The organism is Solimonas terrae (genome assembly GCF_011067135.1).
GTDB lineage: Bacteria > Pseudomonadota > Gammaproteobacteria > Nevskiales > Nevskiaceae > Solimonas > Solimonas terrae.
Genome location: NZ_JAAMOW010000007.1, coordinates 167,029 through 188,355 on the forward strand (window position 1 = coordinate 167,029; position 21,327 = coordinate 188,355).

15 protein-coding genes are annotated in these 21,327 nt (G+C 57.2%); 10 read left to right on the forward strand and 5 right to left on the reverse strand.

Translation table 11 applies throughout. The features are described 5' to 3' along the window. Positions 1 to 152: 152 nt before the first annotated feature. A complete protein-coding gene (locus tag G7Y85_RS14185; protein ID WP_166258380.1) occupies positions 153 to 734 on the forward strand; it encodes a nuclear transport factor 2 family protein in 582 nt (193 codons plus the stop codon). Positions 735 to 828: 94 nt separating this feature from the next. Here the strand turns inward: G7Y85_RS14185 and G7Y85_RS14190 are convergent, their stop codons facing one another. From G7Y85_RS14190 to G7Y85_RS14200, 3 genes are read right to left on the reverse strand one after another with little or no spacing between them, the layout of a single operon-like run. Beyond that, positions 829 to 2,814, reverse strand: coding sequence for an acetoacetate--CoA ligase (locus G7Y85_RS14190; protein ID WP_366514976.1), 1,986 nt, complete (start codon positions 2,812 to 2,814; stop codon positions 829 to 831). A gap of 17 nt (positions 2,815 to 2,831) precedes the next feature. After that, complete coding sequence (locus tag G7Y85_RS14195; protein ID WP_166258386.1) at positions 2,832 to 3,719, reverse strand: fumarylacetoacetate hydrolase family protein; 888 nt, start codon at positions 3,717 to 3,719, stop codon at positions 2,832 to 2,834. 39 nt (positions 3,720 to 3,758) lie between these two features. Further along, positions 3,759 to 5,366 (reverse strand): bifunctional 3-(3-hydroxy-phenyl)propionate/3-hydroxycinnamic acid hydroxylase, encoded by a 1,608-nt coding sequence (locus tag G7Y85_RS14200; protein WP_166258389.1) that lies wholly within the window; start codon positions 5,364 to 5,366, stop codon positions 3,759 to 3,761. Positions 5,367 to 5,535: 169 nt separating this feature from the next. On the opposite strand from G7Y85_RS14200, the gene G7Y85_RS14205 reads away from it, so the two are divergent. Then, the gene (locus G7Y85_RS14205) at positions 5,536 to 6,324 is read left to right on the forward strand and encodes a TetR/AcrR family transcriptional regulator (RefSeq protein ID WP_166258877.1); all 789 of its coding nucleotides are present in this window, start codon (positions 5,536 to 5,538) and stop codon (positions 6,322 to 6,324) included. Positions 6,325 to 6,397: 73 nt separating this feature from the next. Here the strand turns inward: G7Y85_RS14205 and G7Y85_RS14210 are convergent, their stop codons facing one another. After that, on the reverse strand, positions 6,398 to 8,977 hold the full coding sequence (locus tag G7Y85_RS14210; protein ID WP_166258392.1) for a TonB-dependent receptor: 2,580 nt from the start codon (positions 8,975 to 8,977) through the stop codon (positions 6,398 to 6,400). A 142-nt stretch (positions 8,978 to 9,119) separates the two neighbouring features. Between G7Y85_RS14210 and G7Y85_RS14215 the strand changes: the two genes are divergently transcribed. From G7Y85_RS14215 to G7Y85_RS14250, 8 genes are all read left to right on the forward strand, one after another. Continuing rightward, a complete protein-coding gene (locus G7Y85_RS14215; RefSeq protein WP_166258395.1) occupies positions 9,120 to 10,673 on the forward strand; it encodes an amidohydrolase family protein in 1,554 nt (517 codons plus the stop codon). A 33-nt stretch (positions 10,674 to 10,706) separates the two neighbouring features. After that, positions 10,707 to 12,113, forward strand: a complete 1,407-nt coding sequence (locus tag G7Y85_RS14220; RefSeq protein ID WP_206675580.1) for a glycoside hydrolase family 1 protein — start codon at positions 10,707 to 10,709, stop codon at positions 12,111 to 12,113. Between the two features lie 29 nt (positions 12,114 to 12,142). Beyond that, on the forward strand, positions 12,143 to 12,436 hold the full coding sequence (locus tag G7Y85_RS14225) for a hypothetical protein (protein WP_166258398.1): 294 nt from the start codon (positions 12,143 to 12,145) through the stop codon (positions 12,434 to 12,436). 291 nt (positions 12,437 to 12,727) lie between these two features. After that, complete coding sequence (gene dgoD, locus G7Y85_RS14230; RefSeq protein WP_166258401.1) at positions 12,728 to 13,873, forward strand: galactonate dehydratase; 1,146 nt, start codon at positions 12,728 to 12,730, stop codon at positions 13,871 to 13,873. Beyond that, positions 13,867 to 14,643: an SDR family NAD(P)-dependent oxidoreductase gene (locus G7Y85_RS14235; protein ID WP_166258405.1), complete on the forward strand. Its 777-nt coding sequence runs from the start codon at positions 13,867 to 13,869 to the stop codon at positions 14,641 to 14,643. The genes dgoD and G7Y85_RS14235 overlap by 7 nt, the downstream gene beginning before the upstream one ends. Next, positions 14,631 to 15,599, forward strand: a complete 969-nt coding sequence (locus G7Y85_RS14240; RefSeq protein WP_166258407.1) for a 2-dehydro-3-deoxygalactonokinase — start codon at positions 14,631 to 14,633, stop codon at positions 15,597 to 15,599. The genes G7Y85_RS14235 and G7Y85_RS14240 overlap by 13 nt, the downstream gene beginning before the upstream one ends. Positions 15,600 to 16,213: 614 nt before the next feature. Next, positions 16,214 to 17,809, forward strand: a complete 1,596-nt coding sequence (locus tag G7Y85_RS14245; protein ID WP_166258409.1) for an amidohydrolase family protein — start codon at positions 16,214 to 16,216, stop codon at positions 17,807 to 17,809. Positions 17,810 to 18,114: 305 nt separating this feature from the next. Next, the gene (locus G7Y85_RS14250) at positions 18,115 to 18,762 is read left to right on the forward strand and encodes a 2-dehydro-3-deoxy-6-phosphogalactonate aldolase (protein ID WP_206675581.1); all 648 of its coding nucleotides are present in this window, start codon (positions 18,115 to 18,117) and stop codon (positions 18,760 to 18,762) included. Positions 18,763 to 18,825: 63 nt separating this feature from the next. On the opposite strand, the gene G7Y85_RS14255 is transcribed toward G7Y85_RS14250, so the two are convergent. Beyond that, positions 18,826 to 21,321, reverse strand: coding sequence for a TonB-dependent receptor (locus G7Y85_RS14255; RefSeq protein ID WP_206675582.1), 2,496 nt, complete (start codon positions 21,319 to 21,321; stop codon positions 18,826 to 18,828). Positions 21,322 to 21,327: the final 6 nt, after the last annotated feature.

Consider the following 21,327-nt stretch of genomic DNA (forward strand, 5'->3'; position numbering starts at 1 on the left):
CTGATAATACTGTCAATATTATTTGCACGAGATGTTTTTTATCAGCACGGGAGCAAGCAGTGAGACTTCTGCGGATGGTAGTGATATCGACGGTATGTGTATTGGCCGCCTGCAGCACATTGAGTAGTCATAGACTTCGAGGAGATACCGAGATGGAAGCAAAAGCGGAAATAGCTGAGGTCGTTAACAACTGGACATTTTTCCGCGATCAGGAGGCGTGGTCCTCTCTCCTTGGAACCTTCCACGAAGATGGCACGATCTCCCTCAGTTGGTATCAGGGGCCTTTTAAAGGTTTCGTTGCCGCTTCCGAGAACGCGTCAAAGGGCAAGAACGCGATCGTAAAGCACTATGTCGGCATCCCCATGATTCAGGTCAATGGAGACCGCGCCCTGAGCGAAACCAATGTCACGATCATGCTTCGCGCCAAGACGCCTGCAGGCGAAGTCGACACGACTTCGTATGCACGTTTCTTTGATCTGGTAGAACGGCGCAATGGATCGTGGAAGATCCTCAAGCGCACAGCCATCTATGAGCGAGATCGTCTCGATCCGGTCCAGGGGCCGCTGCCTGATGTCTTCTACAAAGGACTCGAACAATACCCGGAAGAGCTCCGGTTCCTCGCCAGCAGTCTGCACAAGCTAGGCATTGAAATCTCGCCCGCGACCGTAGTGGACAAGAGTCCGGCGCTTGCCGAGCTCTATCGCGGCGGAAGCGATTGGCTATTGGGCTCCTGAACTCCTTTCTCAGGGCGTGGCGACGCCGCGCCCTGAGTTCTTTTGTCCCCGAGGCACCAAGGCGATCAACGACTAGCGGTCGCCTTAACCCCTTTCAGCGAAGCGGTGCTTCCCCGGCGAAGCGAATAAACCAGTCAAGCGCGCGTGAATCCACCATCGCATCGCGACTCGCGGCTTTTTCTAGCGGCCAACCCATGAGCACTTTGCGTACGGGCACTTCCATCTTCTTGCCGGTCAGTGTGTACGGAATCGTTTCTACTGCAAGAACGCGATCTGGGACGTGTCGGGGGCTGCAATCCTCGCGCAGCACCGTCGAGATGCGCGCGATGAGCGCGTTGTCCAGTGCAAAGCCAGTCCGAAGCTTGATGAAGAGTGGCATGAAGAATTTGCCACCCGGGAGTTCGCAACAGACGATCAGACTGTCTGCAATTTCCGGTAGTTGCTCAACGACGCGGTAGATCTCTGCGGTGCCAATTCGCACGCCGTGGCGATTCAAGGTGGAGTCAGACCGCCCATAGATGTAGCAGCCACCGGCTGATGTGATTCTGATGAAGTCGCCATGCCGCCAAACGCCGGGAAATGCAGCGAAGTAGCTCTCGTGGTACCGGCGATCGTCGACGTCGTTCCAGAACCGAAGCGGCATCGATGGGAACGGGCTGGTAACGACGAGTTCACCCAGCTCATCAATAAGCTCCTGGCCCTCGTCGTCCCACGCGTGTACGTCCATCCCCAACATTCGCGTCTGGATCTCACCCGCATGAACTGGCAAGGTCGGTGATGCGCCTACAAAGCCACCGGCGATCTCCGTTCCACCGGATTGAGACGTAACCCAGAGATCTTCCTTTACGTGGCGATAGAACCACGCAAAGGTCTCTGGCGTGCTCGGCGCACCACTAATCAGCACCGCTTCAAGCGCGGAGAGATTAAATCGCTTTCCGGGGCTAAGCCCAGCCTTCTCCATAATCTGGACGAACGTCGGGCTCACCCCAAAGTTCGTCGCCCCCGTATCCGAAGCCAGCTTCCACAAGAAGTCGGCCTCCGGGTATACGGGCGAGCCGTCGTAAAGGACAACAGCCGAACCTTCCAACAAGGCCGCCAGGAGGATGTTCCACATGACCCAGCCGGTCGTGCTGTAGAAAAACATGACACTGTGCGATTTCAGATTCGCATGGAAATGCACCAACTTAAGGTGCTCCATGAGAACTCCGACATGGGAATGCACAATAGCCTTCGGTAGCCCTGTAGTGCCCGAGGAGAAAAGAACCCAAAGCGGGTGATCGAATGCAACACGCTCAAAACGAAACTCATCGCGGGAAATATCGGGATGAGACAAAAGCTCCGCCCAGCTTGTCGCCCCTTCGACGGCGGGCCCCTCCTTGGGATTGATGTATGGCAACCAGACGACCTTTGCCAACGTAGGAAGTGACTCAACGATTTCTCCCACATGCGCTCGCCGATCGAACTCCTTTCCGCCGAATCGATAGCCGTCAGCCGCAAAGAGGACTTTCGGTTCAATCTGTGAGAAGCGCTCGACCACAGTCTTTACGCCGAACTCGGGCGCCGCCGATGACCAGATAGCGCCGATTGCTGTCGCCGCCATCATCGCGATAGCGGTTTCAGGTACGTTTGGCATGTATGAGACGACACGATCACCGGGCAGGACACCCAGCGAACGCAGCTGCGTCGCCACAATGCGCACCTGTCGACCTAACTCACGCCAACTAATTCGTTCAAGCGCGCGAGTCTCGGTTGCGTGATAAAAGACCGTCCTGTCCCTGGCACCAACTTCGTGACGAAGAAGATGCTCAGCGTAGTTCACACGCGAGCCTTCAAACCACTTCGCTCCTGGCATCCGGGCCCGGTCAACAACCCGCTCGTAGGGTGCGTCGGAGAAAACTGCAAAGTAATCCCACAATGCCGCCCAGAATTCATCCGGCGACTCCACCGACCATCGCCACAGCTCGTGATAGTCAGTGAAGTTTTTCCCACGATTCTTGCGCAGCCATTCGAGATGCGCATTGACGTTAGACGCTGCAACGTAAGACGGCGACGGCGTCCAGAGAAGCTCACCCTCGGCCACGCTCAACTTCGACTGAGTCACGACGCCGCGACCACATCGAGTTTCTGGTCGCGCACCCCGTTTACCAGAACACCAACTCCCGTCACTTCAACCTCAACCTGATCGCCTGCCTTCAACAGAACGGGCGGATTCCGCAGCGCGCCAATGCCCGATGGCGATCCGGTGACAATGACGTCACCCGGCTCGAGCCATGCAAATTCGCTGATAAAGCTGATCAGTTCCGCGAAGCTGAAAATCAGATCATCGAGGCCCATGGACTGCATTTCCTGGCCATTGAGCCGGCAAGTCATGCGCATCGTACCAAGGTCAATTTCGTCCGGAGTCACGAGCGCCGGACCAAAACCACCACTGCGAAAAGCGTTCTTTCCCGCGGTAATCTGCGACGAACTGATCTGATAATACCGCGCGCTTGCGTCGTTGAAGCACGAGTACCCCGCCACGTGAAAAAGCGCATCCGACGTGGCAATGTTGCGACCACGGCGACCAATGACCAACGCGATCTCCCCCTCGTAGTCGAAAGCCTTTTCGAGCGCCGGCTTCTCAAGGTCCTGCCCCGATCCGACCAAGCTTGCGGTATTCCGCAGGAAGAGTATCGGCTTTGCCGGCTTCTCCTTAAGGTGCATGTGATGCTTGGCCTCGTCGTAATGCGAGTGCGTGTTCATACCGGCACACCAGACTGCGCCTGGATTGGGGATGACTGGTAGCAATTTCACGTCCGCGAGCTGCAGGTCAGGATCGCGTGTCGCGAGTACCTGTTGCGCCCAATCGATGCCTTTCGCGTCGCTCAGCAGACTCTTAATATCCGGATACGCGCCGTCCGCCTGACCTGAAAGGCAAACGATGGCGCCATTCTTCAAAGCGCCAAAGTGTTGGCGCTCTCCATGCCGGTAGCTCAGCAGCTTCACGTCAGTCTCCTTTCTCTGTTTTAAAGATGATGCAAAGCGTCAGGCTGCGGGACCAAGCGCACTCTGCGATTGAGCATGTGTTTGCGTTAAAAGATCGAGCGCCTCGCGAACGATGTCGTCGACACGCTCGATAGGGCCGTCATGCAAGATCGTCTGGTCCGGCCGGATCACGGCGCACCAGCCGCCGCGAACATTGGACGAAAGCGGGTTATCGGAGATGATTCGAAGCGCACCCCCTCCAGCGCGAGAGGGAGTCTTTGACTGAAGGTCGACAACGTTGCCGCCAATGGCAGTCCAGGCTGCACGTGTCTCGGGGCTGATTCTGGTCGACACGTCGACATCGAACGTAACCAAGCTAAAAGATAGGCCCAACACGGCGTCACTCTGAACCACCTTTCCGTCGGCATCAACGACGGAGAACTGCGGCAGCATCGCGCCCTTCTTGAGCCCCTTTGAGCCGGTGACAAAAAGACCGCTCGGGAATTCCGGCCGAGGCTTGGGACCAAACTCTTCTAGAAAGCGTCGGACGGGAGGAATTATTCGCAAAAGCCGCATCGATCCGTGGATGATGATGGCCTTGAGCGGGCTGCGCGGCATGACGAGCTGGCCCATCTTTTTTGCCAAGCCGATCATTTTGACCGCATGAGGACGACGCTCTTCGTCGTAGCTGTCCAAGATGATCGAACTTGCCGACCCACGTACTACCCAAGTGAGCTTCCATGTTAGGTTGAGCGCATCGCGCATACCGCTTACCAGCCCCTGCCCGACGAAGGGAGGCGTGATGTGCGCGGCATCGCCCGCAAGGAAGACGCGGCCCTTGCTGTAACGCTCGCATGAGCGAGCATGGAAGCGGTAGACCGCCTTACGCTCGATGGTAAGTTTGTCTGGATCCGCCCAGGGCGTGAGCAGTCGCTTGATGGACTCGTCTTTCTCCATCTCTTCGCGCGACTCCCCCGGTGCGAGCATGAACTCCCATCGCGTGCGCCCGCCGGGCGCTACCATGTGCGGCGTCGGCCGCCGTGGATTGCAGATGAATTCGACATGGTCGATATTGTTCTTGACACCCAGCGCATCGACGATGAGCCAGTCCTCGCTGTAGCTTTCGCCTTGGAACTCCTGGCCGATCAGGCGCCGCACGTGCGAGTTCGCACCATCAGCCCCGACGACGAACCGCGCTCGTACTTCATGCTTTCGCCCATCGTCGCCCTTCAAGGTTGCGCGGACACTCGATCCGTCATCGACCATGTCGAGTAGTTCTACTCCGCAGCGTATCGTCAGGCAGCCATAGCTCTCGGCGCTTTCCCTCAGAGCACGCTCGAGATCCGGCTGAAAAAAGGTGACCAGCTTGGGGTGGCCGTCGATCTTTCCGCTGGTGTTGATCGTGCCGAAGTGCCCCCAATATGGGCTGCGCATTTTCACGAACGGAATGACGACCTTGTCAAAGGCATCCGTCGAGACACCCGCCATCTCGACGATTCGCAAGGCTTCGTTGTCGAGCGCGATTGCCCGGGGCGCTCGCAGGACACTTTGCGCCTTGTCGACAATCATCGCTCGAATGCCGTACCGCCCGAGAAAGCACGCCACCATTGCTCCGACCGGACCATAGCCGACCACCAGCACATCCACATCTGTCGGATTTGTGTCCATCAAGATTTCCCAGAACGAGAAGGCAAAAAGCTCGGCGCCCCCCCGTCGGAACGCACAGGCCCGCAGCCGAATGAAGCACTGTTACTGAGACATTATCCAGTTATGATAATTTTGTCAATTTAGATGCCATGATCTACAATGGAAAACGTCCTGCAAGTGATCAATGAAGATGCCGACAACGAGCGCCAAGCCAAAGAAGGGAGGCGGCCACCGCCCCACATCCGCAGCAACGAAAAGCGCACGCCACGCGGCGCCCGGCTCTGCGGCGGAGATCGACTCGGAAATCGAGGCTGGCAAGGAGACGCGCGGCGCCCGGCGCAAGCGGGAAACCCGCCAGCGCCTCGTAGAAGCCGCATTTCGCCTCATGGCAGAACGCGGTTTGGACGCCGTGGCCATTAATGAGATCACGGAGGCCGCCGATGTCGGTTTCGGCACCTTCTACAATCACTTTGAGTCTCGCGATCAGATCTACGCCGTGCTAATGGACACGGTATTCGAGAACTTCGGCGATGCACTTGATCAGATGCTGAACGACGTCAAAGATCCAGCCGAAGTCATCTCGATTGCCATTCGCCACACACTGATGCGCGCCCGACGCGAGCCGCTGTGGGGGAAGTTTCTTATGCGCGAGGGACTATCGTCCCGAATTCTTTCCCGGGGACTCGGCGTTCGCCTGATGCGCGATATACAAGCGGGCGTCGCCAGTGGGAGATTCAACGTACCCGATCCGATTATGAGCTTCATTGCAATCGCTGGCGGTGTACTCGCAACCATTTCCGCGGAACTACAGCTCGACAGCGACGCCAACTCTTCGCTCAATCAATACGGCCTCAGCAAGCAGGACATCCCAGAGCGCGCCGCTACAGTATTTCTGCATAGCCTTGGTCTGACTTTTGCGCAGGCTCGAAATGTCGCCCAGCGGCCCCTCCCCATCATTGAACGCGGGCGGACGATTTAGACAATGCGGATGAGCGAGCCATCGGCGTGACCATCATTCAAAAAATGACGTCACTCCGATGGCTGGCTCGTTGTCAAAACTGGATACCAAGCTTGATCCCGTAGGTCCGCGGCTCGCTGTACGCAACCGAATCAATGTTGTTCTGGCTGTTGGCAGTCTGCAGACTACGGGTGTTTTCGATATTCCGGACATAGGCGGAGATCGACCAAAGATAGGCGCCAGCGCCCGGCATCAGTGACAGCGACGCTTGGCTCCGCCAAGCGGAGTCCTGATGTTCAAAGTCCAAGTATTCAAAGCCAACGAAGTAGCCAGTTCGATACTGCGTCTCCGCGCTGATAACCGCGATATAACCGCCAATCGGAATCGTCTGCGATGCCGACAGATTGACCGTCCATTTTGGTGAATTAAAGCCCGGAAGTCCATCGCAGTTCACGTGGTAGGCCTTTCCGTCCTGGTTATTGGTAGACGGGCACCCAAGTCGCGGCGGCGGTGAATTGTCGGTCGTAAGAATGGGAACGACATCCACGATAGGCGAGTCATACTCAAAATCCTTGTAAACGGAATCGACATATTGCACTGTCGTACCGATGTGCATCCCTCGCCAGAGGAGCGCCTTACCGTCCACCTCTAACCCTCGAATGCGCGATGTTCCGATGTTCTGAATGATGAGCCCGAGATTGCCGTTCGCGTCTGCTCCGAGGTGGCTGAACTGCTGGCCCTTATACTCCCAGTCAAATGCTTCAAGATTGAGCTGGGCCTTGCCGCCGAAAAATCGATTCTTGATGCCCACGGTATATGCCAGGATATTCTCCGGTTTATAGGTTTCGTGGCCGGCGGCGAGAGATATTCCACCTGATCGAAAGCCGCTTTCAGCACTGACGTAGAAAAGAGAGTCTTTTGCTAGGTCATATTCGAGGGCGGCGCGATATGTTGCCTTGCCCTTACTGAGCTTGGCCTGCTCCTCGGTAAATTGCCTGATCACAATCTCGGCCCCTGGGATTTGCACCGTCGGAAGACCTCCACGCGCCGGAACGGCGAAGGGCTGCTCTTCTGGCGTTCGTACAAACTCAAAAAGCTGACCGGCAGGGCAGCTGTCGATACCCACAAGCTTTAGGGTGCATACCATCGCGAGCCCGTCCGTCGCTCCCGAGAAGTTCTTGTCGTCTTTGGTGTATCGAAGGCCACCCACGAGGCGCATGGCATCGGTAACGTGCATCCTCAGCTGAGCAAACGCCGCACCGGATGTCGTTTCGCTCTCATAGTATTGGCGCGCGTAAACGGCGGATTGATTGACTGCACCATCCGAATCGACGACCTCGTGGTAATAGAAAAGCCCTGCCGTGTAGTCGAAGATCCCAACGTCTTCAGCCGCGAGGCGCGCCTCGACGCTCTCCTGTTTTCCCGTATCGACCGAGCCAAGCGTAAACGACTCGCCGACTACGACATCCGACTTGTAGTAACGATAGGCTGGAATTAGCGTTAGGGTCCCAATTGCGGTCGTCCAAGTCGCCTCAGCGTTCACCCCGTAGTAGTCGTTGTCGCTGTACGGATATGGGCTCAGCGGATCGAAATTCCGTCCTGCTTGCGACAAGAAAATGTTCGTTCGGAAAGCTTGCGAGGCGTTCGAAAAAAGACCTTCGCTCGGTGAAAAGCCAGAAGGGGTGTAATCGTATTGCCCGGTCTGATTGTTGTACTGCGCACTACCGACATAAGTATTGCTGCCACCCACCCCGCCAATATGCGAATAATCTCCTGCGAGGCGAACGGTTAGGTCATCTGACAATTCGGACTTTCCCTGCAAGCGGATGGACTTGATGTCCTTGTCGGCGGTCCCATCGTTGTTAAATCCGCTGTTCCTAGTCATCAGCATCGACAGACGCACGGCGCTTGAGTCGCCGACGGGCGCGTTAATTGCTCCTTCTACGTTGTAAAAATCATAGTTTCCGTAACCAGCATTCAGGAATCCCGACGATTCGCCAATATGTGGCTGTTCGGGCAGAACATTCAGAGCACCGCCGGTTGCGTTTCGACCATAGAGCGTTCCTTGCGGGCCTTTTAGCAGTTCGATGCGTTGAAGGTCGTAGAACATGCCAACCGTGGACGTCGATCGACCGATATAGATCCCGTCATAGTTAAACGCGACGGCGGGATCCGTATATCCGAGTTGGGAAAAGGTCCCAACACCCCTCACAAAGTTGCTAATTCCATTACTGACGAGTGCAGGCACCTTTTCAGTCAACCGTGCGACATCAACGATTCCCGCGTTTTGAAGATCGCTTCCGTCAACAACATCAAGTGGCACAGCTGCCTTCTGCGCGTTTTCGATGCGATGCTGCGCCGTGACGATGACCTCCGCAAGCTGATCAGTCGGCCGTTCATCGCCTTGACCAACCGGCATCTGAGGAGTGGGTTCGGCAACCGGGATGGTGTCAAGCTCACCTGCGGATCCCGCCAAATCTTCTGCCGATGAACCGGATGAGCCCTCGGCGTTCTCTGTTCCGTCGCCATCTGCCGCAGGCGTGGGCGCTCCGCTGTCACCTGTACCTTTTACAAGCTCGCTAGGAGAGCCTAGCCCGGGGCTTTGCGACCACCCTGTATTAGGACCTGCCAGAAGCGCCAAAGACAAAAACATTGCAGCCGTTTTGCGGCACATGCCCCACTCCTCCGTGTAGTTATATTGATATCCTGCCCACTACTGATAATCTTGTCAATTACGAGTAATTCATCCATCATTGCGGCCGCGCGGCGACCGCTCAGGTGGCCGCACTCGCCGATATTGCGTAGTCAGGAGAGCCATGCGAGACGTCCAACATACAAATGAGCGCTCAATGGTTAGCACGCAGTGGGCTGCTGCAGCCTTTGCCATCGCTACGATCACGGGCTGCATCAATAGCGGCGGAACTTTTTTGAAGGACGAATCACCGTCGACTGCGCGACAGCGGAACGTGGTCGTCCTAGATGGGGCAACGGTCGTCGACGTGCGCAGCGGAGACCTCACTCCAGGAGTTCGCCTGGTTCTGAAGGGCGGCAAGATCGCAGCAATCGGTCCTACGTGGTCGGTACCAATTCCAGATTCAGCGCAGGTCGTTGATGCGCATGGTCAATATGTCGTTCCGGGCTTCCTCGACATGCACGTTCATGTCCTGGAGCAAGGACACCTCTGGGAAAGCTTGTCACTCATGCTCGCGAGTGGGGTGACTGGCTTTCGCCAAATGAGCGGATCGCTGGTGCTCCTCCAGCAGCGCCGTGAGGGAACGTTGCCCATTCGACCGGAGCAGCCCGAGCTTGTCGCTATGCCAGGCGCTTTTCTGACGCCTTGGATTGCACCTGACAAGAAGACGGCGGTAACAGTAGTGGACGAGCAGGCAGCTGCGGGCGCCGACTTCATCAAGATTGGCCTCGTCACTCCCGTGGTACTGACCGCTGTTTTAGATGAAGCCCATCGCGTCGGCATCCCGGCGCTGGGCCACGTTCCGCCCGATGTCAATGCGCTTGATGCCGCGAAGGCAGGCATGCGCTCGATAGAACACCTTGGGCCGGGAGATAACGTCCTGATGAACTGCGCGACCGACGACGGACTAAAGAGGGTGCCTATCAAGCTGCCTCCGATGCTGAAGCTGCTGCCCAAGATCCCATTCGCCGAAGGGATCGTCACGCACTTCCTCCGTCCGCTCCTGGTGAATCCCGTATTGGCTGATTCCCCGCGCGACTTCGATCAAATGCGCCGCATCGTTATGTCGTACAGCGATAAAAAGTGCAGAGAGGTGGCAGCACAGTTCGCCGAATACGGCGAGTGGCAAGTGCCTACTCTTATCAAACTCCGAAGCTCATATATCGCCGAGGACCCCGCGTATCGAGCCGATCCGGCTCTGCGTTACGTCGACTCTGACTCGCTGAAATTGTGGCGCGCCGTCACTCAGAAATTCATCGACAAAATCAGCCTTGATGACAAGCAGACCTTGAAGCAGATATATGATCTTGATCTAAAGCTTGTAAAAGCACTTGACGATGCCGGCGTCAAGATGATGACCGGCACCGACTCAGGCCCAGGGTGGGTAGGTTCCGGCTTGCATAAGGAGTTCGATGAACTCGAAAAGGCTGGCCTGACGCCGCTGCGCGTCTTGCAAATGACGACGCTCAGAGGCGCGGAGTTTCTCGGACGCACAGCGACCATGGGAACCGTCGAAGCAGGAAAAAACGCGGACCTTGTCCTACTGGATGGCAATCCGCTCGAAAGCGTACAGAACCTCCATCGCGTCTACGCAGTGGTCCGCAACGGCTACTACTACTCCAGACAAGATCTGGATGCTCTGATGTCCAGCGTTGCTGCCAGCGTCGAAAGCCGATGACAGTGGCTCTGAAGTCCAGAGACGCTGCCATCCGTGAACGGCAATACGCTGCATAACAGCGCCTTCACGCTCAGCATCAATCAAAAGAACTCTACAAAACGCAGGGAGAAGATGTGCATGAGTGATAGACACATAAGCCGTCGTTCCGTTCTCGCTGGCGCCATCGGCGTCGCCGGTCTTTCCACCATTTCGCGGTTAACCCCAACGTTCGCCACGGATCGTGCTCCATCCCGTGGATTTCTTTGGGGCTGTGCAACGGCGGGACATCAAGTCGAAGGCAACAACATCAATGCGGACTTCTGGGTCTATGAGAATGTAAAGCCAACTCTCTTTGCCGATCGGTCCGGTGACACGTGTGATCACTATCACCGCTACGAAGAGGACATCGCACTGACAGCGATGCTCGGGTTCAATTGCCTGCGCTTGAGTATTGAATGGAGCCGTATCGAACCAGAAGCCGGCAATTTCTCCGAGGCTGAGCTCGACCACTACGAACGTGTTCTGGAGACCTGCCGGAAGCATGGAGTGGCTCCTTTCGTAACCTACAATCATTTCACCACGCCGCGATGGTTCGCATCTCGTGGCGGGTTCACGACACCCGACAGTGCCGATCTCTTTTCCCGCTTCGCTGAGAAAGCGACATCGCGGCTCGGCCATCTCATCGAAGCCGCTGCGACATTCAATGAACCGAACCTTCTGCAGAGCGTGTTCTGGCGGAAGAAATCACTCGCCGGCTCGCCAACGGCGCTGCAGATGGGCGCCGCTGCGGCCATGGCGACCGGCTCCAAGCAGTTCACCACTTTCTATAGCGGTGATCCAGTCATCGCGCTTCCACACTACCTTTCGGCTCACGAAATGGCGTACGCGGCGATCAAGGCCGGCCCCGGCGACTTTCCAGTCGGTGTGACCCTAGCCATCTCAGATGAGCAGGGTGTGGGCCCGAACAATTTGGCACGGCTGCGGCAGAAAGAGTCCTATGGCGTTTGGCTGAGCGCTGCATCGAAATCCGATTTCGTCGGCGTACAAACCTATTCCAGGAACCGTACAGGCCTCCATGGGGATCTCGGACCCGAACCCGGAATCGAGCTTACGCAGATGGGCTACGAGTACTACCCGCAAGCGCTCGGCGCCACGATTCGATATGCCGCGGCCGCGACCGGAAAGCCGGTTTATGTCACCGAAAACGGAATAGGCACTGAGGATGACAGCCGGCGCATCGCATTTATCGACACAGCCATCGCCGAAGTAAAAAAGTGCATCGACGATGGCATCGACGTTCGCAGCTACATCCACTGGTCGCTGCTCGACAACTTTGAGTGGATTTATGGCTATCGCCCCAAGTTTGGCCTGGTTGCAGTTAACAGAACGACTTTCGAGCGGACCCCGAAGCCAAGTGCTTGGCATCTCGGCGCGATCGCTCGCAACGGCATGGCTCGATAGCCGCGGCGACGCACCACGGATTGACGCTCGTGCAAGGCAGTCCGACTGGCCTCAAGGGCGGCTGGATCTTCGTGATCCACCAGTATTCGAGCGAAATGGCTCAAAATTTCTGGACGGCGATTTACGCCTTCTCGGCCTGTGTTGCATTGACGATTGTCGTCAGCTGCTTCAGCCGTCCTCGCGCTGATCACGAACTCGCCGGCCTCGTCTACTCACTTACACCGAAGCTTCAGAGGGTGGAATCACGCTGGTGGATTCGACCCAAAGTGCTCGCCATTTTCGTTCTGTCTCTGGCTTTCATCCTCAACGTATTATTTTGGTGACATCGTATGGGTTTCGACATTCGAGTGCCGGTCGGACTACTACTTCTCGTCGTTGGCTGCCTACTTGTAGCTGCAGGACTATTCGAAGGGGCAGGCCCCCGCGTCGTTGGTATCAACGTAAGTCTTTTCTGGGGGATAGTCATGGCGCTCTCTGGCGCGGTCCTGCTTCGCCTTAGCTTCTACGCCGCTCGGGCAACAAAGGGGCCCAATGTTTGCCGCCGTCCGTAAGTAGGAGTTCGGCTTGTCACACCACCGCCGGTCATTTCTCCCTTCGATAGAACCAGTCAGCAAATGAATCAGCTCGCCCGTATTGAAACATTCCGTGTTCCGCCTCGCTGGCTGTTCGTTCGTGTTGAGACAGACGACGGCCATGTCGGCTGGGGTGAGGGCAGCCTCGAGGGACACACGGAGGCTGTCGAGGGAGCATTCGCCTCGCTGCGCGATCGCTTCGTGGGAACTTGTGCCGAACGAATCGAAGACATTTGGCAGGTTGCGTATCGTCTTGGCTTTTATCGAGGTGGGCCAGTCCTGATGTCGGCACTGGCCGGGCTCGACCAAGCGCTTTGGGATCTCAAAGGAAAGATGCTGGGCGTCCCAGTCTGGCAGCTGCTCGGTGGTCGCGTCAGAGACAAGATTCCGGTGTATGCGTGGATCGGCGGAGATTCGCCTACTGAAGTAATCGAAGCTGCCCAACGCCGTCTTGAGCAGGGCTTCCGCGCCATCAAAATGAATGCGACAGGGGAACTCGGCTGGCTCGATAGTGCGAGCACATTGGATGCAACTGTTGAGCGTGTTGCCAGTGTTCGCCGCCTTGGACTTGATGTCGCCGTGGACTTTCACGGCCGCGTGCACAAGCCAATGGCTAAACAGCTCGCTGCCCTCCTCGAACCAGTCAAGCCGCTCTTCATCGAGGAACCACTGTTATCCGAACATCCGGAAGCCATTCGCCAGCTCTCTACGCTGACCACGCTGCCCATTGCGCTCGGCGAGCGACTCTACAATCGGTGGGATATTAAACCGTTCCTGGAATCCGCAGCGGTCGACATCCTGCAGCCGGACCTTTCCCATGCAGGTGGAATATCAGAGTGCCGGCGTATCTCAGCGTTTGCCGAAGCATACGACGTCGCCATAGCACCCCATTGTCCCTTGGGGCCAATCGCATTGGCGGCCTGTATGCAGCTCGCGCTATCAACGCCGAATTTCGTTATTCAAGAAATGTCGCTGGGCATCCACTACAACACGCAGCAGTACGATCTTCTGACATACCTGCAGAATCCAGAGGTCTTCTCCATCAACGATGGCTTCGTGGCGGCACTAACGGCTCCAGGACTCGGCATTCAGGTTGACGAAGAGCGGGTGCGTGATGCTGCAAGAGGCTCTCATATCTGGAGAAATCCGGCATGGCGTGGTCATGACGGGAGTGTCTGTGAATGGTAAGCACGACGCTGCCAGAAGCGAAGCATCCCGCACGCCGAGTCGCGATCATTAGTGGCGGCCTTGGGGGCATCGGCGTGGCAACAGCCAAGCGCCTAGCCTGCGAAGGTGCCACGCTGATCATCGTCGATCTGCCAACCGCAGCTAATCATGACAACTTTGAATTCGTCGCATCTACGTGCTTAGAGTTCGGTGCGAGTCGTGTCGAGCACTTCTACTGCGACATCTCTGACGAGCAACAGGTTTGCGCGATCTTTAGCTCGACTATGGAGAAGTTCGGGCGTATCGATGTCGTCGTCAATAACGCTGGGCTCATGATCCACAAGCCGCTAGTCGAATTGACCGCCTTCGATTGGAAGACTGTCCTGGACATCAATCTGTTGGCACCGGCCAATTTCGTTCGCGAAAGCTTCCGCGTCATGAAAGCGGGATCTGCGATCATCAATGTTTCCAGCGTTCACGCTATCAGCACTACCGAGCTCATGGCGCCTTACGCTGCTGCAAAGGCGGCACTCTTGTCACTGACTCGCAGTGCAGCAATCGAAGGGAAACCCCTCGGAATTCGAGTAAATGGGGTCCTCCCCGGCGCAATAGACACGCCAATGCTTTGGTCAAATCCCAATATTGCGTCAGGCGCCGAGCGGGTCGACCCGGAGTACATCGGCGCCCCAGAGGACATCGCTGAGGCGATCGCCTTCCTCGCCTCACCGCAGGCCAGCTTCATCACAGGCACGGCGCTGACCGTTGATGGTGGCCGACTATGTTCACTATGACCTGCCCAACGATGCAGACAGAGCGCGATCTGGCGCAGCTGGTTGGCATTGATTGGGGAACGACACATCTACGCGCTTATCGGATCGCTGCCGGCGGTCAGGTACTCGAGCGCCGCGAGAGTAGTGCCGGCATCTTAACTATCCGCAACCAAGACTTTGTGTCCGCGCTACAGCCGCTCATCGCCGACTGGTACGCCCACACAAGACCTGGCCCGACGCTTCCGATGCTTCTGTGCGGCATGGTCGGCAGCCGGCAAGGCTGGTGCGAGGTACCATACCGCAGCTGCCCTTCACGCATCAGTGATCTCGCGAGTGCTCTGACAGCGGTCGATTCCCCTTGGGGAAAGGCGCTTTTTGTGGCTGGCCTCTCTACTGAAGACAAGCACCGTCGCTACGATGTCATGAGGGGCGAAGAGACGCAGATCTTCGGCTGTGAGCTCAGTGGGCAGAGGGCGATCATCGTGACGCCGGGAACACACAGCAAATGGTGCATCTCGAAAGATTCCACGATTGAACACTTCCGCACGTATTTGACCGGCGAGATGTTTGCGTTACTGCGCAGCCATTCGAGCATCGGATGGCTTATGCCAGACGAAGATCGCACCATCCAGAACGAAGCATCATTCTTGGACGGCGTCCGTGAGAGCCGCCGGGAACCGAACTTGCTGCATTCCCTTTTCAGCGTCAGATCCGGCGCGCTATTCGACCAACGTGCCGCGGAAGCTCATTCCGCATATCTTTCTGGCCTTTTAATCGGCAGCGAGGTGCACGATGCGCTTCGCCGCTATCGTGCGAGTATGGTCAGTGTCGTCGCGACTGCGTCGCTAGGCAGACTATATGAAGCGGCAATTCTGGCGGCCGGAGGCACCGCAGTGCGCCGCATCGACGCTGAGTTGGCTGTGTGCCGCGGACTATGGAATCTGTGGGAAACGCACCTGAAGCAAGCAAAGCCATGACCCACTCCACGCACTGGGAACAGGCATCACGCCCCTCCCTCGGCTGGCGATATTGCGCGGCATCAGCAACGGGGGCGCGTCACCCGCGTTGAGCAGGGTTTGACCGCGAACTGCGCAGACCTCTCCCGGCGCCATTCCGCGCTCTGCTCTGAAAAGAGATACCAAGATAATTAACAGTTGATTAACTGTTCATAATTGATAATATCGTCATTAATTATATCGCTGAAAGGACGCCACCGGACCTCTAAATGGAGCACGGCTGAAGGAATTCCGCCTGTGTCGTAAATGTAGTTTGCCTCGCATGCGCTCGGCGGGATACGCCTCGAGAAGCAGGAGGAGACAACGCGTAGTGGATACGCAAATTGCGAAGATCGAAATTGCCGAGCTGACAAGCAGCTGGACACTATTTTTGCGATCAAGGACGCCGCAACAAGCTGGCCAATACTGGCATGGCTGCCAGCACGATTTCCGATTTCGATCGGCTGAGTCGATGGCCCACGTAAGAAGCTGGTGGCAGCGTCGCAGAAACTAGCCGCCTACAAGGACAACCTAGTCAGGCGCACTGGCTCGGTGTTTTGTTGCTGGCGTGACCTCCAATTGAACGGGAGAAGTACATGGGCAATCCAGAGAGAGGACGCGAGGCTTCTGAAGATGTGGGGTCCTGGCAAACAAGGCGCGCGTTCCTCAAGCGAGCGGGAGTCGGCGCCCTCCTCTTCGGTGCTGGCGGTGTCGCGAGCAGCGTACTCACTCAGGAACTGAGGCCTAAGACACCGCCACGGGTAGTCTTCCCGCCAGCGGCCCCACTCAGGCTGCATTCGGTAACAATTGTCGACCCGCTCGACGGAAGCAAGACACCGGACATGTCGATACGGATCGCTAACGGTTTGATCGAGTCGATCGTACCGGCCGATCAGGCACCGCGGGAAACCTCGGAGATGATCATCGACGGCGCCGCGCGCTTCGCGGTGCCCGGTTACAACAACATGCACGTTCATACGATGCAGCTCGACGACCCAGAGCTCGCGTTCGCCAGCTTCCTGGTCGAAGGCGTCACGGGCATCCGCCAGATGGCGGGTTCGCTGGAGATGCTGAGAAACCGCGCTGAGCAGCGCTTGCCCCTTGACCAACACGCACCACGTCTGCTCCAAATGCCGGGCGCTCTGCTTCTGCCATACAACGCCGGAACGCCACAAGAGGCGCGACGACAAATCGCGCTTCAATGGGATGAAGGCGCCGATTTCATCAAACTGATCCAAACTGAGCGTGAAGTATTCTTCGCCGCGGTCAGTGCGGCGCATCGGCAGGGGCTCCGCATCGCCGGTCATCTCCCGCCCTCGATTAAGATGAGTGAAGCCGCCATCTCCGGCTTTGACTGTGTTGAGCACTTGGGGACCAGCAGCAATCTCTGGATCGAGTGCTCGCGGAATGCGGATCAGCTCTGGCGGGAGAAAGATAAGAGTATTGCAATGCCTGCGTGGATCGGCCCCAAGGCCGGTGAATTCATCGCGAATCATTTTACCAGCTGGATCATAAGGCACGCGCTCAATGTCGGCCCCAAGGAGCTCGATCTCTTAGACAGGGCGCTCGATACATATGACGATGGGAGAGCCCAAGCGCTCGGCCAGCTATTGATGCACAAAAGCACCTGGCAGAGTCCGACACTCGTTGGCACGCGCAAGAAGTACCGTCTCGACGATCCGATTTATCGAACGGACCCTTGGCTCGCGGCAATGTCGGACGCCGATCGGAAGCTACACCTCGAAATGGTCGACGAATTTCGACACCGGTCAAAGAGATATATCGAGGTATACCATCGATATTACGAGGCGAGCCTGCACACTGTGGGCCTGTGGAAAGCGGCAGGGGTAAAGTTTCTGAGTGGAACAGATGAATCGGTCCGTGCGCCTGGGCAGTCTCTTCAATTGGAGTTTGAAGAACTGGGGAAAGCCGGCCTGTCTCCGCTCGATATTCTCCGATCAACGACGATCGATCCCGCGAGCTATCTTGGACGCACAGACACCATGGGCCGTGTTGCGGAGCGAATGAACGCCGATGTCTTGCTGCTTGATGCCGATCCGCTGGCTGCTGTCGAGAATCTGCGCGCCGTGAGCCTGGTTGTTCGCGGCGGCCACGCTTTCACGACCGCCGAACTGGTAGCACGCCTGACCAAGCTCGCCGGGAGGCCGGTACCTCCGGTAACCCTGAACTGAAGGAGTGCTCCGGCGGCTTCCGTAAATGCACAGATTCGATGGCAGGCAGTTCCTAGCCGCATGTTCCGCTGCGACCACAATTTTCCTTACCAGGGTAACCGCGGCGGCCGAAGCGATGGAGCTTGCCCCGCGCGATCAAAATCTGGTCTGTATGACCGCTACTTTATTACGCGACGCCGTCGAGAGGATTCTTAATCGGACGCTGCATACTCTTGCCCGCATCGGGCACCAACTTACTGGACGATAACTGCTGTGTGCAGGGGACCGCTGAAACCATGGAATACGGGCATGGATGTAAATGCGGCATGACCAACACCATGCGCTGGGAACAAGCGCTCGCGACGCTGCCCTTGGTGGCGATACTCCGCGGCCTCACACCCTGTGAATCACTGCAAATTGCGGGTGCGCTCCTGGAAGCCGGCTTTCGGTGTCTCGAGGTTCCGCTAAATTCACCCAATGCGCTGGACAGCATCACGAAGATCCGGGGGCGATTTGGTGACACGTTAGCCATCGGCGCCGGCACCGTCCTCAGCATCAGCGACGTGTCGGCAGTCGCAAAGGCCGGCGCGATCTTCATCGTCACGCCTAACACAAATCTGAAAGTTATTGAGGCAGGGAAGGCGGCAGGCCTAGTTGTCGTTCCGGGCTGCGCAACGCCCTCTGAAGCGTTCGCCGCGCTCAGTGCAGGCGCGGACGCATTGAAGCTTTTTCCGGCTGAAGCATTGCCACCAGCCACGGTGAAAGCATGGACGGCGGTATTGCCGGCCAGTTGCCAGCTCTTGCCCGTGGGAGGCATCACTCCGACAGGCATGAAGGCGTATCTTGATGCCGGCGCAACGGGATTCGGCATCGGATCTTCCATCTATGCCCCCGGATCTGATCCGACGCTCGTTGGCGAGCTCGCAAAGCAGTTCGTGCAGGCGTGGCATGCCTTGCGTAGCAGGGGCAACTAAGCCAAGGACAATTGAAGTCGGCATGCGGAAGTTCGCATGCCGACTTCAATGCCCCTGCCCTCCCTAGAAATCTAGACTAATCGCGATACCGATCTTTCGGACGGAGTCCATGCTGAAGGTCTGATTGAACGTCGCGACGTTCGTGGTGGCATCAATCGGATCGCTCGCGACGTACGCTGGGTAGTGCTCGTTCGTGCAGTTGTTGCAGAACAGCGAGACGCGAGCACCATTGCCGAAATCGACGCCGACGCTGGCACCGAGGATATCGATAGGACCGATCTCCGACCCAGGCGCTCCGTTGACCTGGTAGTTAATCTCGGAACGATGGTAGTAGTTGGCCTGTACAAAGCCACTCACTGTACCCGAGATCGGACGCTCGTAGATCGCCTGCACCGACGACGTGAAGCGTGGCGTTGTAGGCGTTTCAAAACCAGCGGCGTCAAAGGATCCCGATGTCGCGCAACCTTCCGTCGTCTGCCCGGGATAGCATTGAGCGCCTGGGAACGAATCGAACTTCGAATCGACGAGTGAGACCGTTCCGTTCAGCGTGAATCCCCGAAAGGGCTTCGCAATGATCGAGATCTCCGAGCCCCGACTTGTCAGGGACGCCGCATTCTGAATGACAAAGGCAGTAAGGTCAGCGTCGAAGGACTGAGACTGATAGTTCTTGAACTTCGTATGAAAGACTGATGCATTGACGATCAGGCGATGATCGAAAAGGCTCGAGCGCATGCCCACCTCAACGTTGTCCGAGGTTTCCGGCTTCACGATCAGATTGGCATCCACGGTTGCGCCATTGTCGTTGGCCCCCGCTCCCTTGTATCCACTACCCACCGTCGCGTAGGCCATGATGTCCTGCGTGATCTGATACTGCGTGCCTGCCTTCCAGCTCAGATTGGTGTTGTTGGTGGACTGATCAAAGGTCGCACGAACACCAAGTGGCCGGAAATAATTGTTCTGATTTTGGCTCTGGATGATCGAAAGATCATCATAAGTGACACGCGCACCGGCGATAAGCCGGAGACTCTGCGTCACGTCAAATGTCATCTGCCCGAATGCGGCATAGCTTTCGTTATTCAGCGCGTAGACAAAGTCGCGCCCGATCACATACAGGTTCTGCTGGCTGCAGTTCGCGGTCGGGCCGGGCCCAACACAAAAGGGCGGATTTGGTCGTGCTGCCTCCGGAACTAAGTAGCCACCATGCGTATCGAGTGAGCTGTCCGTATCCGCGTAGTAGTAATAGAGGCCAACCTGTCCTGACAGGCGGCTCGCACTCGGGAACGTCAGCCGTATCTCATTGGAATACTGCTCGAAATCGGTATCGGTGAGATTCGTGTTGAGAATATCGGCCGACGTCAGGTCAATATCGAAACGGTTTACGAGCTTGTAGCGCTTCCACGCAGCGATATCGCTCAGCACCACGCCTCCGCCAAGGTCGTAGGCGATCGTAGCCTGTGCGCCAACGTTACTTAGATCGCGATAGATGGCGCCGTCGCTCGATCCGCGAAAGTTGTCGGGGGCCGCCGTGATGCCGTCTGCCACGAGCTGCGGCCCAATCAACGTGGACCCGACTCCGACGGAACGATAGGTATTGGTTGGCGTACCATGGCTTTCCGCGTACTCGCCGATCAGATATACGCTCAGACGGTCGGTGAAGTCGTTAAGGTACTTGGCGCGTGTACCCCACTGCCGAGGATCCGTATCCTGACGCTCACCAGAAGATCCAAATAGTGTCGTAACACTGTCCGCTTGAGAGCTAAATCCATTCAGGCGCAGCGCCGAAGTTTCCGTAATCGGCACGTTAATCGTTTCGCGAACGATAATGGATTGACCGTCGGTCGAATCTCCCGGACGATCAAAAGAGGCGAGTTCGGTGCTGAAGCTGTTGTGGAACTCACCCAAGACGGGGCGTGCGGTCACGATGTTCAGCAGGCCGGCCGAAGCATTTCGGCCAAATAGCAAGCCTTGCGGACCATTCAGTACCTCGACGCGCTCGACATCGTTGAAGAGGTTTACTGCAAAGCCGGGGCGGCCGATGTTCACCTCGTCGACCGCGGTTGCGACGCTGGAATCCACGGTACTGGCCAGCGCGAGAGTGCCGACACCGCGGATCGAATAGTTGCCGAGAAGGCCGATCTGCAAGGTCGGCGCTGCGAGGGCAAGCTGGTTTAGATCGTTGACGTTGCGCGAACTCAATGTGTCGGCCGTCAGGGCTGTAACTGAAACCGGAACCCGTTGGAGGCTCTCACTGCGACGTTGTGCGGTCACGACAATCTCAGCAATGCCGGAATTGTCCTTCTCCGCGCCGAAGGGCTGCTCTGCACTTTCGCCTTCGCCGGACACATCCCGCAGTTCGGTCTGATCGCCGGATTTTTCTTCTGTAACGCCAGCAGGCCGTGCCGCAGACGTGCCCGGTGCCGGCTCAGGTGTGGATGGCGCCTGAGCGGCGACAGCGGGGGGCACCATGCCGGCCAGCAATACCAGCGCGATGGCAGTCGGACGCAAATGCGCGGCCAGTTCGTGCACGTCATGCTTCCCCGATACGAACATATCCCTCATTGCTTC

What these genes read in the sequence shown, in the direction of transcription:
- dgoD (WP_166258401.1), top strand. Translation starts at nt 12,728, where the DNA reads ATGAATCAGCTCGCCCGTATTGAAACATTCCGTGTTCCGCCTCGCTGG.
- G7Y85_RS14245 (WP_166258409.1), top strand. Translation starts at nt 16,214, where the DNA reads ATGGGCAATCCAGAGAGAGGACGCGAGGCTTCTGAAGATGTGGGGTCC.
- G7Y85_RS14215 (WP_166258395.1), top strand. Translation starts at nt 9,120, where the DNA reads ATGCGAGACGTCCAACATACAAATGAGCGCTCAATGGTTAGCACGCAG.
- G7Y85_RS14255 (WP_206675582.1), bottom strand. Translation starts at nt 21,321, where the DNA reads ATGAGGGATATGTTCGTATCGGGGAAGCATGACGTGCACGAACTGGCC.
- G7Y85_RS14210 (WP_166258392.1), bottom strand. Translation starts at nt 8,977, where the DNA reads ATGTGCCGCAAAACGGCTGCAATGTTTTTGTCTTTGGCGCTTCTGGCA.
- G7Y85_RS14250 (WP_206675581.1), top strand. Translation starts at nt 18,115, where the DNA reads ATGACCAACACCATGCGCTGGGAACAAGCGCTCGCGACGCTGCCCTTG.
- G7Y85_RS14240 (WP_166258407.1), top strand. Translation starts at nt 14,631, where the DNA reads ATGTTCACTATGACCTGCCCAACGATGCAGACAGAGCGCGATCTGGCG.
- G7Y85_RS14185 (WP_166258380.1), top strand. Translation starts at nt 153, where the DNA reads ATGGAAGCAAAAGCGGAAATAGCTGAGGTCGTTAACAACTGGACATTT.
- G7Y85_RS14205 (WP_166258877.1), top strand. Translation starts at nt 5,536, where the DNA reads ATGCCGACAACGAGCGCCAAGCCAAAGAAGGGAGGCGGCCACCGCCCC.
- G7Y85_RS14200 (WP_166258389.1), bottom strand. Translation starts at nt 5,366, where the DNA reads ATGGACACAAATCCGACAGATGTGGATGTGCTGGTGGTCGGCTATGGT.
- G7Y85_RS14235 (WP_166258405.1), top strand. Translation starts at nt 13,867, where the DNA reads ATGGTAAGCACGACGCTGCCAGAAGCGAAGCATCCCGCACGCCGAGTC.